Genomic DNA, 15,250 nt, shown 5'->3' with positions numbered 1-15,250 from the left:
CAATGCTAGAATTGGCCTACCTATAGGTTTTTGGAAGCGTTTCCATGCATGAGCATTCCCCGCGCCGGCGCCAGTTGCTAGGCGGCGCCCTGGCCCTGCCGCTTGCCGGCCTGGGCCCAGGCGCGAGCGCCGCACCGGTCCCCGCTGCTTCCAACATCGCGCGGCCGCTGCAGGTCGGCGGCCTGCCCGTCACCTGCAACCTGACGCTGCCGGTCGCCTGCAAGGCGAAGGCGGCAGCCGACGGCAAGCCGGAGGCAGCCTTCACCGCCTTCGAGTACAACAAGTTCTCGGGCTGGCCGGAGATCAAGGAATCCTTGATGACGGGCCGCATCCAGGCCGCCTACATGCTGGCGCCCCTGGTCATGGACCTGACCGACTGGCGCATTCCGCTGAAGATCGTCTCGCTCGGGCACCGCTCGGGCGCCGTCATCATGGTGCGCACCGATTCGCCGTTCCGGAAATTCTCCGACCTGCGGGGGAAGAGCATCGCGATCCCGAGCCGCTTCGCGGTGGACTACCTGTTCCTGCGCAAGATGCTGGCGCGCGAAGGCATGTCGCCCAAGGACATCGAGATCATCGAGATGGCGCCGCCGGACATGCCGGCCGCGCTCTACGCCAGGGCCGTGGACGGCTACTGCACCGGCGAGCCTTTCGGCGCCGCGGCCCAGCGCGCCGGCTATGCGCGCCCGCTCTCGATGACGCGCGACGAGTGGCGCAACTACATCTGCTGCGTGCTGACCGTGCGTCAGGAACTCATCGACACCAACCGCCCGCTGGTGCAGGACCTGGTCAACTACGTGCAGGCGGCCGGCAACTGGCTCGACGCCGGGCCTGCCAACCGCGACAAGGCAGCCGTGATCGCCGCCAACCGCAAGTTCTTCAACCAGGACCCGAACATCATCCGCTTCGTCATGAACAACCCGTCCGACCGCGTGACCTACGGCGACCTGCGCATGCTGCGCGCCGAGTTCGACGAGCTGATGCAGCTGTCGGTGCAGGCCGGCACGCTCAAGCGTCCGGTACGCTACGAACAGTACGTGGACGAGAGCTTCGTCAGGAACATCCGCCCCGTGAAGGTGGCGCTATGAAGCGCGGCTTGCTCGCAGGCCTGCTGCTGTGCGCCGCCGTGGCGGGGCAGGCCGCCCCGGCTCTCAAATCCGGCACCTTCTCGCCGGCGCGCCCGGCGCCCGAGATCGCCTTGACGTCCGCCGACGGCAAGGATTTCCGCCTGTCCGCGCTGCGCGGCAAGGTGGTGGTGCTGGAGTTCGGCTTCACCCATTGCCCGGCCGTGTGCCCGGCCTCGCTGGCCATGCTGGCGCAGGCGCGCCGGAAGCTGGGGCCGCAGGCCGGCCGGCTGCAGGTGGTCTTCATCTCGGTCGACCCGGAACGCGACACGCCGGCACGCCTCACATCCTACCTGGCCCAGTTCGACGAGAGTTTCATCGGCCTGACCGGCACCTTGGCGCAGATGGCGGCGATCCGCAAGGACTACGGCATCACCGCGACGAAGTTCGCCGCGCCGGCAGGGCAGGGCGGCTACCAGATGGGACACTCGTCCTACCTGTACTTCATCGACAAGAAGGGCATGCTGCGCGCAATGATGCCTTTCGGCCGTCCGGCCGACGAGATGGTGCACGACGTGAACGTGCTGGCGGCCGAATGAAGAAGCGGATCGCGACTGCCTTCGTGGTGGCTGTGCTGGCGTCGTCGTTTGCCTGGGCTGCCTTCGCGCCGCTGCAGGCGGAGCAGGACGAAGGGCAGCGCGAACAGCTGTTCGAGATCCCGAAGGGCACCTGGGAGCGCCGCATGAAAGGCGACAAGACCAGCATCCTGCCCGAGCAAATCACCCTGACCCTGGGCCTGCGTGACGTGCTCCTGCTGCGCAACAGCGACACGGTGCCGCAGATCTTCGGCCCGGTACTGATCATGCCGGGCCAGGACTTCCGCCTGCCGTTTGCCCAGGCCGGCGAGCATCCTTTCGACTGCACCGCCCACGCCAGCGGCAAGATGACGGTGGTGGTCGACGAGATGCCGGCCCCCGGCCTGGAGCGCCTGCGCTGGCGCCTGCATTCCCTCATCGACAGCAACACATGAACCATGGATAGACTGAACAGGATATGGCCCCCGCTGCTGGTGCTTGCCGCCATCGTGCTGCTCTGGTGGGCGGCGATCGCGCATAGCGGCAGCCTGATTTTCCCCTCGCCACAGCAGGTGGCCGCCGGTGCGCTGGAGCTGGCCCGGGACGGCACGCTGTGGCAGCACATCGCCGCCTCCCTGGTGCGGGTGGCCACCGGCTTCCTGCTGGCGCTGGTGGTGGCGCTGCCGCTCGGCCTGTGGATGGGGCGGGTGGACGGCGCCTACCGCACGCTCAATCCGATCTTCCAGATCATGCGTCCGATCTCGCCGATCGCCTGGATCCCGATCGCGATCCTGTGGTTCGGCGTGGGCGACGTCGCGCCGGTGTTCCTGATCTTCCTGGCCGCGGTGTTCCCGCTGATCGTGCAGACCTCGGCGGGCGTGCACGCCATCGACGGGCGCTACCTGCGCGCGGCCGAGAACTTCGGCGTCCCGCGCGCCAAGCTGTTCCGCCAGGTGATCGTGCCGGCCGTCCTGCCCGAAGTCCTGACCGGCATGCGCATCGCTTTAGGGGTAGCCTGGCTGGTGGTGGTGGCCGCCGAGATGATCGTGCGCAGCTCGGGGCTGGGTTTCCTGATCATGGACGCGCGCAATGCCGGCAACCGCTACGACCTGGTGGTGGCGGCCATGATCATCATCGGTCTCATCGGCCTGGGGCTGGACGCCCTGATGCGCCGCCTCGAAGGCCTCAAACAGGTAAGGTGGCGTTATGGACGCTAAGGTGGCGATCAAGGCCGGCACGAAAATCGCGATCCGTTCGCTACGCAAGGGCTTCAAGGCGCTGCAGGTGGTGGGCGACATCGACCTCGACGTCGCACCGGGCGAGTTCATCGCCATCGTCGGCCCTTCCGGCTGCGGCAAGTCGACCCTCATGAAACTGCTGTCCGGCTTCGAGCATCCCGACGGCGGCTCGGTATCGATCGACGGCGTACCGGTGACGAAGCCGTCGCCGAACGCGATCGTGATCTCGCAGCACGGTTCGGTCTTTCCCTGGCTGACGGTGCGCGAGAACCTGATGTTCGGCCTGTCCGGCAAGGACGATGCCGCCAAGGCGGCGACGGCCGACCACTACGCCGACATGGTGGGCCTGAAGGGCTTCGAAAAGGCCTATCCGCATGAGCTCTCGGGCGGCATGCTGAAACGCGTCGAGATCGCGCGGGCGCTCGCTGTCAAGCCCGACATCCTCTTGATGGACGAACCGTTCTCGGCGCTCGACGCGCTCACCGCCCTGAAGATGCGCAACGAACTGCTGCGCGTGCTGCGCGAAGAGAACCACACGGTCATCCTGATCACGCACGACGTGGAAGAGGCGATCTACCTGGCCGACCGCGTGGTGGTGCTGTCGCCGCGTCCGACCACGGTCCAGTCGGTGTTCCCGATCGGACAGGCGCATCCGCGCAAGGTGTCGCTGCCCGAGTTGCAGGAGACCAAGGACGCGATCCTGGCGCAGCTCGGCTTGTAGCAAATCTCCACGAACGTACTTGGGCGAAGGCCGCGTCGTTGCCGGTATTTCCTTCGCCACGTCATTCAGTCTCTTGCCGTGCGCCATTCCTGCCGCTTGGCAGGTTCTTCAGGGGTCGGGCAATTGGTCAGCCTGATCTTGCCGTGCATCTCGATCATCTCGACATTGGTTGCCGGTGAGCGCTCGGTGATGCAATAGGTGCGGCGGCCGGTGATGACCCGGGTGCGGCGTGCGCCGTCGCCGGTGTTGTTCACCAGTTCCTCTACTTTCGGGGCTTCCCACAGGCGCGGCGGCGCCAGGGCATGGGCCTCTTCCATGCCCCTGCGCATGCGCAGTTCGGGACTGTCCGGGGGCGCGATGATGAGCGGCTTGCTTTCCTTGCGCAGTGCACGGTCGATGCCGGCGACGCTGCGCCGCGCGTTTTCCAGGATGCTGGCCGCATTGGGCCTGGCAGGTGGCTCCGCGGCAGGCGAGGGAGCCGCCGCGGGTTCTTCGATAATGAGGGCCGGCGCCGTGACGGCGGGCGTGGAAGGGGCAGGGTGGCCGGGCACCGGACGCGCGGGCCGGCGCGCCTCCGGGGGCGGTAGCGCGGGGGGCGGCGCGAGCTCAGGCACCAGAGCGGGCAGCTGGATCCATTGCATTACCGGGCTCTCCGCTTCCGCCGGGGGCAAGGTGCGCGCCACCTGCCAGCCCAGGACCAGGGCCGCGTGGACCAGCACGGTGGCCAGGATGCCGGCCAGGCGGCGGTCGGCCGTCACTGGCATGCGGGGAGGGCGTGCAGGGGAAAGCGGGAAGCTGGCCATAACTGGGCAGTATAGCGAAGCTCGTCCGTCGGAAAGTCACCAACTCTTTCGCTGCCGAGATGTGCGTCGCCCGCACAATGCTTCTGCTAAGGTTCGGCTGTACATACTGCAGAGGAGCCGGCATGGAACGATACCTGATCGTTTACCGCGGAGCGACCGTCGACGAGGCGGAAGGCCCGCAGCACGACCCGCAGCGCTGGGCGACCTGGTTCGACTCGCTCGGCGCCGCGCTGGTGGACCGTGGCGCATTGGCGCAGGGCAGTGTCGAGGTCCCGAGCCGCCTGCGCGGCCCGAAAATCAACACCGCCTCGCTGTCGGGCTACTCCGTCATCACCGCAACCGACTTCAACGAAGCGGTCCGGCTGGCCGAGCTGTGCCCGATCTTCGACGAGAAGGGCTCAGTGGAGATCGCCCATCTGTTCGGACCGGCGGGCTGATCGTCCTCAATTTTCTTGCTCGGCGACGAACACGACCGCGGTGCGCGGCGGCACGGTGAAGCTGCCGCTCGCGCCGTCGAAGTGCGCCTGGAGGGCACGCTTGTCCGCGGCGCCCGCAGCCGTATGCACCGGATGCAGCTGGAGGCGCTTGCCGCGCAGCGCATTATCGCTCACCGTGTGCGCCACCTTGTCCACATTCACCAGGTAGCTGATGCCGGCGAACCGTGCGCCCGGGTAGCCCCGGCCGTCGATCCAGGCCGCCAGCACGGTCGCCTCTTGCCGCGGTCCCGTATTGAAGAAGCGCAGGCGCTGCACGATGTCCTCGCTGGTACGCAGGCGGAACAGCGTCGAGCTGGCGCGGATGGCCAGCAGGTCGCGGAAGGCGTCGCGGGCAAACGCGATGTCCGCGGCAGCCGGCTTGATCTCTGCCGCCTTGGCCAGGTAGGGCTTGAGCAGCGGCCAGTCCTTGCCGTTGTCGTCCTGCTGCGGCAGGCCGGTGCCGAAGTAATTGTCCTGGTAGGTCCAGTCGATGCGGTTGAACCAGTCGCCCGAGTTGAAGCTGTTCTTGTCCAGCGACTTCGAGCGCAGCGTGTCGATGCCCGCGTGGTAATAGGCCACACCCTGGCTGAAGGCATTGATCGCCATGCCCAGCACCTGCACGCGGGCGCGCTCGGCGGGGGGCGTGTCCAGCGGCAGCTTGAGCACGTTGATGTCGAACAGCGTCTGGTTGTCGTGGTTCTCGACGTAGTTCACCACTTCGCCCGGCTGGCTCGCATAGCCTGCCGGCTGGTTGCCGTAGGGGATGTCTTCCAGCCTGCGCAGCTGGCCTTCGAAGGTCTGGAAGGCATACCGGCGCACCGAGCCGGCCAGGCCGACGCGGATCATGTCGGCCGCGCGCAGGAGGTCGACTCCCCTGTGCTCGCCGCCCAGCGCGTTAGGGTCATAGACCAGGCCGTTGATATAGCCCTGGCGGCGAACCATCGCCTCGCCCGAGTCGCCCGCCGAGCCGCCGCGCACGGCGTCGCGCGCGCGGTCGCTGAAGGTGCCGATGCCGGAGCCGTTGAGCGACAGCTGCGAGGCCTGCACGAAGCGGGCGCCGTCCGCCACCTCGCCGAAGTTCCAGCCTTCGCCGATCAGCTGCACGTGGCGGCCGGCTGCCTTGTTCACGCGCTGCTGCAGGCGCTCCATCGCCGCGCGCGGCTGGTGGCCCATCAGGTCGAAGCGGAAGGAATCGATCTTGTAGTGGCGCGTCCACAGCTCGGCTGAATCGATCATCAGCTTGGCCATCATCAGGTTTTCGGTGGCCGTGTTGTCGCAGCAGGTCGAGCGCTCGATGGCCCCCGTGCTATTGAGGCGGTGGTAGTAGCCCGGCACCACGCGGTCGAGCACCGATTTCTCGTCCTGGCCGGCGATGAAGGTGTGGTTGTAGACCACGTCCACCCCCACGCGCAGGCCGGCGCGGTGCAGGTCCATCACCATCTGGCGGAACTCGAGGATGCGGCGGGCGCCGTCCGAGGGATCGGAAGCGTAGCTGCCTTCCAGGGCGTTGTAGTGGTAGGGGTCGTAGCCCCAGTTGAAGCAGTCGGTATGGGCGGTCTTGCGGGTGAGGGCCTGCTGGCTCTCGCCGTCCGGCGTGCCGGAAGGCAGGGGCACGGCGCAATCCTTTTCCGGCACGCTGCCCAGGTCATAGACCGGCAGCAGGTGGATGTCGGTCAGGCCGGCCCTGGCCAGCGCCTTCAGGTGGCGCATGCCGTTCGAATTCGCTTCGCCGAAGGCCGTGTACTTGCCGCGTTTATCCCCCGGCACGCTCGGGTCGTTGATCGAGAAATCGCGCACGTGCAGTTCGTAGATCACCATGTCGGTCTGGGCCTTGACCGTGTCTGGTGCGCGGGTGGCGTCCCAGCCCTTCGGCTTGAGGTTCGGCGCGCCCAGGTCGGCGACGTAGCTGCGCTTCGAGTCGGTCGTGAGGCTGACGGAGTAGGGGTCGGTGACGAGGTTGCGCACCAGGCCCATGCCGTCGACGGCCACGTCCACCGCATAGCGGTAATAGCTGCCCGAGAGGTCGCGCGCCACTTGCGTATTCCAGGCGCCGGTACGTGCATCGAAGGCCATCTGGTGCACCGCGCCCGCCTTGCCGCTGGCGCTGTCGTAGGTGCAGACGGCAGCGCTGCGCGCGGTCGGCGCCCACAGGCGAAAAGCCGTGCGGCCCTTCTTCGGCGTGGCGCCCATGTCGGGAAGCTCGCCCGCCGCCGCGTACAGGTCGTCAAGCGCAGCGGCGACCTGGATGCGGGTCGCCGCGGCTACCCTCCCGTCCGCGGCCTCCTGCACCAGCACCAGCTGGCCGCGGTGCAGGTCCTTCAGGCGCGGCAGGTCTTGCGCGCGCACCGACAGCACGGGTCCGGCGGCGACGTACTTGAAGCGCGTGGGCAGCTTGGCAGAAGAGGCTTCGAGCGCCAGCGCGCCATCGGCGCCCTCGACCTTCGTGCCGGGTTTGGCGACGATCGCGGCCGTGCTCGAGTGGTAGAGGCGGAAGGTCGACCCTGCCACGGCGCCGGGCCAGGTCAGCAGGCGGCGGTCGAGCCAGACGGCGCGGGCCTCGAGCGTGGCGCTGGAGGCGTTCAAGACCTCCTGGAACGAGGGATTGTCGCAGGCGGCGAGGGGAACGGCGGCGTGGGCGGACGAGGCGAGGGCGGCCGCGGCGAATGCGGCGTAATGGAGTCGGGTCATCGTGGCGAGGAAGTGGGATGAAACAGGGCGGGCGCAGGAAAAGCGCCCGCCCACGAGGCGCCGCGTCAGGCGCGGTAGTGGTCGACCATCTTGTAGCGCTTGGCGTACAGGCCGAAGGCCAGCGCCGCCAGCAAGGCGAATGCGGCGAAGAAGTACATCTGGAAGGCGATCACGCCCACACCGGAGTTTTCGATATGCGCGATCACCGCCTCGTTCTTCACGCCTGCGTTCACGATCAGGACCCACAGGTTGCCGACGGTGACGGCGAGATACCACAGCGCCATGATCACGCCTTTCATCGATGCAGGGGCCTGGCTGTAGGCGAACTCGAGGCCGGTGGCCGAGACCAGCACCTCGCCCAGGGTCAGCAGGGCATAGGGCAGGATCTGCCATGCGATCGACACCGTGTCGCCCGCGTCGAGCTGCACCTGCAGGTTGCCGACCACGATCCAGGCCAGCGCCGAGAAGGCGATGCCGGCGGTCATGCGGCGCAGGGCGGTCGGCACCAGGCCCATCCTGTTCAGCAGCGGGAACAGCACCAGGTTGTTGAACGGGATGAGCAGCATCACCAGCAGCGGGTTCAGGGCCTGCATCTGGGCCGGAATGACTTCGAAGGTCCAGCCCAGCAGGCTGACTTCGGTGGACATCGTATTGGCCTGCACGATCCAGGTCGACGCCTTCTGGTCGAACAGCGACCAGAACGGCGTCACCAGGCCGAACACGATCAGGATGCGCAGCACGGCGCGCACGCCGTCCACGGCGTCATCGGGGTGGATGCCGCGGGCGCGGTCCAGCTGCATCGAGGCGCCGATGCCGACGCAGGCCAGCAGCAGCACCAGGGCGGTACAGGCCGCGATGACGAAGCCCCAGCTCGGCGTCATTGCCAGCGCTGCCAGTGCGCCCAGCACGCCGGCAGCAGCAACGAACAGGCCGGGACGGCCGGCGCCCGGCTGGGTTGCCAGCACGGCGGTACGCACCACGTGCAGGAAGGAATGCGGGTTGGCGGGCGCGGGCGGCACATGCACGTACTTCTTCTTGCCGCTCCACAGGACCATGGTGGCGATGAACATCAGGATGCCCGGAACGCCGAAGGCGACCGAGGGACCGTAGTCGCGCAGGAGGACCGGCATCAGGAGCGAGGCAAAGAAGGAGCCGAAGTTGATGATCCAGTAGAAGGCGTCGAACACGATCTTCGCCTTGTCCTTGTTGGTCTTGTCGAACTGGTCGCCCACGAAGGAGGCCACCAGCGGCTTGATGCCCCCCGAGCCGAAGGCGATCAGGAACAGCCCGAAATAAAAACCGTTGACGCTGTGCTCGAAAATGGCCAGGCAGGCGTGGCCGGCGCAATAGACCAGGCTGAACCAGAAGATGGTGTTGTACTTGCCGTAATAGCGGTCGGCCAGCCAGCCGCCCAGCAGCGGAAAGAAGTACACGCCCATCATGAAGGTGTGGAACACGTGCTTGGCTTCGCTGGCGCGCTGGTCCTGGGCCACGAACAGCAGCAGCGTCGAGATCAGGAAAGGCGTCAGGATGTTGCGCATCCCGTAGAAGCTGAAACGCTCGCAGCCTTCGTTGGCGATGATATAGGGAATCTGGCGCGGCATGCGTCCGCTGCTCTTTACTTCACTCTTGGCTTCACTGACTGGAGAAGTCATGGCTTCCTCGAAAAATCGAAACAGACGCGATCCTATGCCGAGGCTGAGTTACTTTGCAATAAAAATATGGATGCGAAACATAACAGATACAAATGACGCGTAGTTTAGCTACTTTCTTGTCTTGCCACATAAATGGCAATTTATGCTAAGTGATTGAATCTAAACGAATATGATCATCGACTTGCTCGCATTGACCAATTGTAAAGTTCTAGCTCATCCTGTATATTGCCTAGAATTCCGATCCTTCCTGACGAGCCAGCCATGACCCAGATCTCGACGACCGACAATCCGAACTGGTGGAAAGAAGCCATCATCTACCAGGTCTATCCGCGCAGCTACCTCGACACCAACGGCGACGGCGTGGGCGACCTGGCGGGCATCACCGACAAGCTCGACTACATCGCGAGCCTGGGCGTGGACATCGTCTGGCTGTCGCCCTTCTTCAAGTCGCCGATGAAGGACTTCGGCTACGACATCGCCGACTACTGCGACGTCGACCCGCTGTTCGGCACCCTGGCCGACTTCGACAAGCTGGTCGCCCGCGCGCACAGCCTGGGCTTGAGAATCATGATCGACCAGGTAATGTCGCACACCGCCGACACCCATCCCTGGTTCGTCGAGAGCCGCAAGAGCCGCGACAATCCGAAGTCGGACTGGTACGTGTGGGCCGACCCACTGCCGGACGGCTGCCCGCCGAACAACTGGCTGTCGGTGTTCGGCGGCTCGGCCTGGCAGTGGGATACCCGCCGCAAGCAGTACTACATGCACAACTTCCTGGTCAGCCAGCCGCAGCTGAACTTCCACAACCCGGAAGTGCAGCAGGCCCACCTGGATGCGCAGCGCTTCTGGCTCGAGCGCGGCGTGGACGGCGTGCGCATGGACGCCTGCGTGTTCCACTTCCACGATCGCCAGCTGCGCAGCAACCCGCCGGCCCTGGTGCGCGATACCTCGACCGTCACGGACGTCAACCCCTACGGCATGCAGGCCCACATCCACGACAAGACCCAGCCGGAGAACATCGCCTTCCTGCAGCGCGTGCGCGCGCAGCTCAACGAGTTCGGTGCGGTCTCGATCGGCGAAGTCAGCTCGGACGACGCGCTGGCCCAGATGGCCGAATACACCGAAGGCGGCGACAAGCTGCACATGGCCTACAGTTTCAACCTGCTCACGCCGGAATTCACCGCAAGCCACATCCGCAAGCAGGTCGAGGACTTCAAGGAGCGCGTCAAGGACGGCTGGGCCTCCTGGTCGGTCGGCAACCACGACGCCATCCGCGTGATGACCCGCTGGGGCGGACAAAACCCGACCCCGGCCCTGGGCAAGCTGGTGCTGGCAATGCAGCTCTCGCTCAAGGGCACGCCCTGCCTGTACCAGGGTGACGAGCTGGCCCTGCCTGAGGCCGATGTGCCTTTCGAACTGCTGCAGGACCCGTACGGCATCACCTTCTGGCCCGAGTTCAAGGGCCGCGACGGCTGCCGCACGCCGATGCCCTGGACCAGCGAAGCGCCGAACGCCGGCTTCACCACCGGCACGCCCTGGCTGCCGGTGGCCGGGCCGCACCTGGCGAGCAGCGTCGAACGGCAGGACCAGGACCCGGACTCGATGCTGAACTTCCAGCGCCGCTTCATCGCCTGGCGCAAGACGATGCCGCAACTGACCCGCGGCGAGATCGCTTTCTTCGACGCGCCGGAACCGGTGCTGGCCCTGCGTCGCGAGGTCGATGGCATGGACAGCGTGCTGGCCGCCTTCAACCTGTCCGATCGCGAAGTGCGTTTCGACTGGCCGGACAGTGCCGCCGCACAGCAGCTTGATGCCCATGGCCTGCCGGGCCAAGCCGCCGGCGGGAGGCTTACGCTGCCGCCGTACGGCGCCTGGTTCGGCAGCATCGCAGCGGGCGCCGGCAAATAATGGGCAGCCAGCAGGAAGCGGCAAGCTTCGCGGAAAAATCCGCACGCATGGCCTTCGCCGACGGGCCGCGCCTGCTGGCCGACATCGGCGCGACGCACGCGCGCTTCGCGCTGCAGGCCGCACCCGGCGTGTTCACTGCCGTACGGGTGCTGCTGTGCGAGGACTTCGACGGCATCGTGTCCTTGCTGCGCTTCTACCTGAAGGACCACGCCGACATCCGTTTGAACCACGCGGCGCTGGCCGTGGCCAACCCGATCAGCGGCGATTTCGTCCGCATGACCAACCGCGACTGGCAGTTTTCCACCGACGCGGTACGGCGCGAGCTGGGCTTGACGACGCTCCTGATCGTCAACGACTTCACCGCGCTGGCCATGGCCATTCCCGGCCTGACCCAGGGCGACCTGATGCAGGTGGGGCAGGGCGCCCCGGCGCCGAACGCCGTGATCGGCGTGCTGGGACCGGGCACCGGCCTGGGCGTGTCCGGCGTGATTCCGACCGCCGACGGTTTCGTCACCCTCGGCAGCGAAGGCGGCCACGTCAACTTCGCGCCGGGCGACGAGCGCGAGTTTGCCATCCTGCAGACCGCCTGGAAGGAGTGGCAGCACGTCTCGAACGAGCGCCTGATCTCCGGGCCGGGCATGGAAATCATCTACCGCGCGCTGGCCGGACGCAACGGCCTGGTCGGTGAGCAGGCGCCGCCGCGCAAGGCGGCCGAGATCATCGCCTGCGCGCTGGACGAGCAGGACCCGCTGTGCCTGGAAACCCTGGAATGCTTCTGCGGCATGCTGGGCGCGGCTGCCGCCAACCTGGCGGTGACGCTGGGCGCCTTTGGCGGCATCTTCATCGGCGGGGGCATCGTGCCGCGCATGGGCGAGTGGTTCGCACAATCCCCCTTCCGCGCCCGCTTCGAAGCCAAGGGGCGCTTTTCAAGCTACCTGGCCGAGATCCCGACCTACGTCATCACCACGCCCTACCCGGCCTTCCACGGCGTGGCGACCATCCTCGCCGAACACCTGCGTGGGCGCAGCGGGGCCAACACGCTGATGGAACGGGTCCTGCAGCTGCGCCATGAGCTCACGCCGGCCGAGCAGCGCGTCGCCAGCCTGGTGCTGGAGCAGCCGCGCCTGGTGCTGAACGAGCCGATCGCCGAGATCGCACGCCTGGCCGACGTGAGCCAGCCGACCGTGATCCGCTTCTGCCGCTCGCTCGGCTTCCAGGGCCTGGCCGACTTCAAGCTCAAGTTCGCGAGCAGCCTGACCGGCTCGATTCCCGTGCGCCACAGCCAGGTGCGCATCAGCGACAGCACCCACGACCTGTCGGCCAAGGTGATCGACAACACGGTGTCGGCGATCCTGCGCTTCCGCGACCAGCTGGACGTGCGCGCGCTCGACCGCGCCATCGAGCTGGTGAGCCGGGCGCGCCGCGTCGAGTTCTTCGCGATGGGGAATTCGCGCGCGGTGGCGCTGGACGGGCAGCACAAGTTCTTCCGCTTCCGCATTCCCACTTCGCTGTATGGCGACTCGCACCTCTTCCGCCTGGCGGCCGAGCTGCTCCAGCCGGGCGACGTCGTCATCGCGGTATCCAACTCGGGCAGCATCGCCGAGCTGCTGGCGGCGGTGGACACCGCCCGCGCCGCTGGCGCCGACGTGATCGCCATCAGCAACAGCCAGTCGCCGCTGGCGCGCAAGGCGACCGTGTGCCTGGCGGTGGACCATGCAGAGGACAGCACCAGCTTCCTGTCGATGATCTCGCGCATCCTGCAGCTGCTCCTGATCGACATCCTGGCGGTGGGGATCTCCGTGGATGGCCAGCACAACGGAGAACATGCGGCGCAGGGGAACGACGCGCGCAGGCTGCTGATCTCGCACCTGGACAGCTGATGTCGACCGCATTCGCGGTTTGAGCGAAAATAAAGGGATGAGCAGAAGCGATTCCCGATCGGCCGGCCTGCAAGCCCATTACGACGCCATGTGGACGCGCGCCCACGGCGCGATCGCCGCCGGCGACATCGACCGCGACGAGCGGGTCCTGGCAGGGCCCGACCCGCGCCGCGGCCTGACCCTGATCGCGCGCCCCGGCCCGGCCTTGGCGGCGCGTTTCGATGCGCTGCTCGACCGCCTGGCGGCTGCCGAACCGGGGCAGTACCGCCATCCTGCGGCGGACATGCACCTCACCGTCCTGTCGCTGTTCACCGTCACCGAGAACCCGGCCGCCCAGCTGGCGCAGCGCGATGCCTATCGTGCAGCGGTGCATGCGGCAGTGGGGGGCATCGAGGCATTCGAAATCGGTTTCGAGGGCATCACGCTGTCGCGCGGCGCCGTCATGGCATGCGGCTACCCGCAAGGCGGTGCACTGGAAACCCTGCGCGGACGCCTGCGTGACCAGCTGAGGGCGCGCGGCCTGGATGCGTCATTGGACCAGCGTTACCGGCTGGTGACGGCGCATTCGACGCTGCTGCGCTTTGCCACGGCATTGCGGCATCCGGCGCGCTTTGCGGCCATGCTCGAGGAGTTGCGCAATGCGCCGTTCGGCAGCATGCGCGTGGACGCGCTGGAACTGGCGATCAACGACTGGTACATGTCGAGCGCGTCCTTGCAGCGGGTGGACGTGCTGCGCCTGCCGGCCCGGGCAATCAGTCAGCGCTCTTGAGCTCGACGCGCTTGATGTTGCGGCGCCACTCCTGCAGGCTCAGGAGGGTATCGGTCTCGGCGTCTTCCACCACGATCTCGTCGCCCTGCTGGGAGACGAGGAAGCTCTCGCGGCGGCGCACGTCCTCGGCGCGGTTCTCCACGAAGCTCAACTGGTAATACTTCTTGCCGTTGATCTCGCGCGGCACCGGATCGTCCTCGATCACCGCGCCATGCGCCTTGCCCTTCGACCGCTTCTCGATCTGATCCGACCAGGCCTTCAGCTCCGGTACGGCAAGCAGGGCTGTCATCGCCTGTTCCTTGGTACGCGCCGGGGCTTCCTTGACGGCGGCCGGGGGCGCCGGTTTCGGTTCCTCGCGTTCGGCACGCTTGCAGCCGGCCACCGTTACCGCAAGGGCAAGGGCGGCAGCCAGCAGGGGCAGGGTAGGACGGAGTGCAGTGCGAATCGACATGGGGCGCCTCGTAGTGTGAACAGCAAGTCTACACCCCGTGTGTTTCAGCGGCAACGGTTCGGCGGGCCGGATCAAGGCGCCAGGGCGCCATTGGCCGCCGGCGTGGCCCCAGGGGCCGCCATGGACGATGGCAAGCAGAGGCAGGGTGTGCGCCGGCAGGCCCGGGGCAGGGTCAGGTGGCCGTGCACCATCATGCCGTCAGATGCATGGGCGGTCCGGCGTACAATATGCGCCGTCCATAACAGGAGGGGGGCGCGGTGTTCCACAAGCTGTATTTGCCCGAAGGCGAGCTGGCCGAAGCGGTGCGCGGCTTCGTCGCCGTATCGAAGCTCGATTCGCCGGATCCTGCCGCCGGAGGGCTCAACCGTTTCCCGGCGATGCCCTTCTGCGGACTGACCCTGATCACCGAAGGCGCGGTGGCACTGCTCGACGGCGACGGCACGGCCGCGCCGCACTGGCTGATCTTCGGACCGCGTACGCGCCCGGTGGCATCGAGCACGCTGGCGCCGCTGCGCTGCATCACCGCGATCTTCCATGCTCCCGCGTTCCGCCTGTTGACCGGCTGTGAGCCGGCGCTGCTGCGCGACCGCGACGAGGCGGCCGCGGACTGGCTCCCGGCCGAGTGGCAGGCGTGGCCGCTTGAGCTGGCGGCACGCGCCGGCGATCCGGACGCGCAGTTCGCCTGGATGACGGAATGGCTGGCGCCGCGCTGGGAGGGCGTACGCCACGCCCTGCAGGCACAGGAGGCAGGCGTCGGCCCGCGCCAGCGCCAGCGCCGCAGCCGCGCGCTGGCCGGCCTCGGACCGGCCCAGCTGCAGCGACTCGCGCGCATCGAAGACGCGCTGGCGCGGCTCAGGACGGGCGAGGACACCGACCTGGCCGGGCTCGCGGCCAGTCTCGGCTATGCCGACCAGGCCCACTTCACGCGCGAGACGCGCGCCCTGACCGGACTGCCGCCGGCGCGCCTGCTCCGTGCGGTGCAGGAAGACCCGGACTACTGGGCCTACCGGATCGAATAGGCG

14 protein-coding genes are annotated in these 15,250 nt (G+C 67.2%); 10 read left to right on the top strand and 4 right to left on the bottom strand.

What is annotated here, in order from left to right; translation table 11 throughout:
- Positions 1–44: 44 nt before the first annotated feature.
- From MA09_RS01895 to MA09_RS01875, 5 genes are read left to right on the top strand one after another with little or no spacing between them, the layout of a single operon-like run.
- A complete protein-coding gene (locus MA09_RS01895; protein WP_036244765.1) occupies positions 45–1,088 on the top strand; it encodes an ABC transporter substrate-binding protein in 1,044 nt (347 codons plus the stop codon).
- Positions 1,085–1,663, top strand: a complete 579-nt coding sequence (locus tag MA09_RS01890; protein ID WP_036244763.1) for an SCO family protein — start codon at positions 1,085–1,087, stop codon at positions 1,661–1,663. Before MA09_RS01895 ends, MA09_RS01890 begins: the two co-directional genes overlap by 4 nt.
- Positions 1,660–2,094, top strand: coding sequence for a hypothetical protein (locus tag MA09_RS01885; RefSeq protein ID WP_051933080.1), 435 nt, complete (start codon positions 1,660–1,662; stop codon positions 2,092–2,094). The genes MA09_RS01890 and MA09_RS01885 overlap by 4 nt, the downstream gene beginning before the upstream one ends.
- Before the next feature lie 3 nt (positions 2,095–2,097).
- Complete coding sequence (locus MA09_RS01880; protein ID WP_036244762.1) at positions 2,098–2,856, top strand: ABC transporter permease; 759 nt, start codon at positions 2,098–2,100, stop codon at positions 2,854–2,856.
- Positions 2,846–3,598, top strand: coding sequence for an ABC transporter ATP-binding protein (locus MA09_RS01875; RefSeq protein WP_036244760.1), 753 nt, complete (start codon positions 2,846–2,848; stop codon positions 3,596–3,598). Before MA09_RS01880 ends, MA09_RS01875 begins: the two co-directional genes overlap by 11 nt.
- 65 nt (positions 3,599–3,663) lie before the next feature.
- On the opposite strand, the gene MA09_RS01870 is transcribed toward MA09_RS01875, so the two are convergent.
- On the bottom strand, positions 3,664–4,362 hold the full coding sequence (locus MA09_RS01870; RefSeq protein WP_036244759.1) for a hypothetical protein: 699 nt from the start codon (positions 4,360–4,362) through the stop codon (positions 3,664–3,666).
- 161 nt (positions 4,363–4,523) lie between these two features.
- On the opposite strand from MA09_RS01870, the gene MA09_RS01865 reads away from it, so the two are divergent.
- On the top strand, positions 4,524–4,838 hold the full coding sequence (locus tag MA09_RS01865; RefSeq protein WP_036244757.1) for a hypothetical protein: 315 nt from the start codon (positions 4,524–4,526) through the stop codon (positions 4,836–4,838).
- A 6-nt stretch (positions 4,839–4,844) separates the two neighbouring features.
- On the opposite strand, the gene MA09_RS01860 is transcribed toward MA09_RS01865, so the two are convergent.
- Together MA09_RS01860 and MA09_RS01855 are read right to left on the bottom strand one after the other, a co-directional pair.
- A complete protein-coding gene (locus MA09_RS01860; RefSeq protein WP_036244755.1) occupies positions 4,845–7,565 on the bottom strand; it encodes an alpha-1,6-glucosidase domain-containing protein in 2,721 nt (906 codons plus the stop codon).
- A 65-nt stretch (positions 7,566–7,630) separates the two neighbouring features.
- On the bottom strand, positions 7,631–9,169 hold the full coding sequence (locus MA09_RS01855) for an oligopeptide:H+ symporter (protein ID WP_036244753.1): 1,539 nt from the start codon (positions 9,167–9,169) through the stop codon (positions 7,631–7,633).
- A 312-nt stretch (positions 9,170–9,481) separates the two neighbouring features.
- Between MA09_RS01855 and MA09_RS01850 the strand changes: the two genes are divergently transcribed.
- Genes MA09_RS01850 through MA09_RS01840 form a run of 3 tightly spaced genes read left to right on the top strand, consistent with a single transcriptional unit; the run spans position 9,482 to position 13,777 of the window.
- Positions 9,482–11,128, top strand: coding sequence for an alpha-glucosidase (locus MA09_RS01850; RefSeq protein WP_036244750.1), 1,647 nt, complete (start codon positions 9,482–9,484; stop codon positions 11,126–11,128).
- Positions 11,128–13,008 (top strand): glucokinase, encoded by a 1,881-nt coding sequence (locus tag MA09_RS01845; protein WP_036244748.1) that lies wholly within the window; start codon positions 11,128–11,130, stop codon positions 13,006–13,008. Before MA09_RS01850 ends, MA09_RS01845 begins: the two co-directional genes overlap by 1 nt.
- A gap of 37 nt (positions 13,009–13,045) precedes the next feature.
- Positions 13,046–13,777 (top strand): 2'-5' RNA ligase family protein, encoded by a 732-nt coding sequence (locus tag MA09_RS01840; RefSeq protein ID WP_081897369.1) that lies wholly within the window; start codon positions 13,046–13,048, stop codon positions 13,775–13,777.
- Here MA09_RS01840 and MA09_RS01835 read toward each other — a convergent pair.
- A complete protein-coding gene (locus MA09_RS01835) occupies positions 13,761–14,228 on the bottom strand; it encodes a hypothetical protein (protein WP_036244742.1) in 468 nt (155 codons plus the stop codon). The two genes, MA09_RS01840 and MA09_RS01835, sit on opposite strands and share 17 nt — an antisense overlap.
- A 257-nt stretch (positions 14,229–14,485) precedes the next feature.
- Here MA09_RS01835 and MA09_RS23535 point away from each other — a divergent pair, with 257 nt between their 5' ends.
- Positions 14,486–15,247 carry a helix-turn-helix domain-containing protein gene (locus MA09_RS23535; RefSeq protein ID WP_051933079.1) on the top strand — a complete coding sequence of 254 codons (762 nt, stop codon included), beginning with the start codon at positions 14,486–14,488 and terminating at the stop codon, positions 15,245–15,247.
- The last annotated feature ends 3 nt before the right edge of the window (positions 15,248–15,250 follow it).

The sequence above is a fragment of the Massilia sp. BSC265 genome (genome assembly GCF_000740675.1).
Lineage (GTDB): Bacteria > Pseudomonadota > Gammaproteobacteria > Burkholderiales > Burkholderiaceae_D > Telluria.
This window is presented reverse-complemented; position numbering and strand designations above follow the sequence as displayed.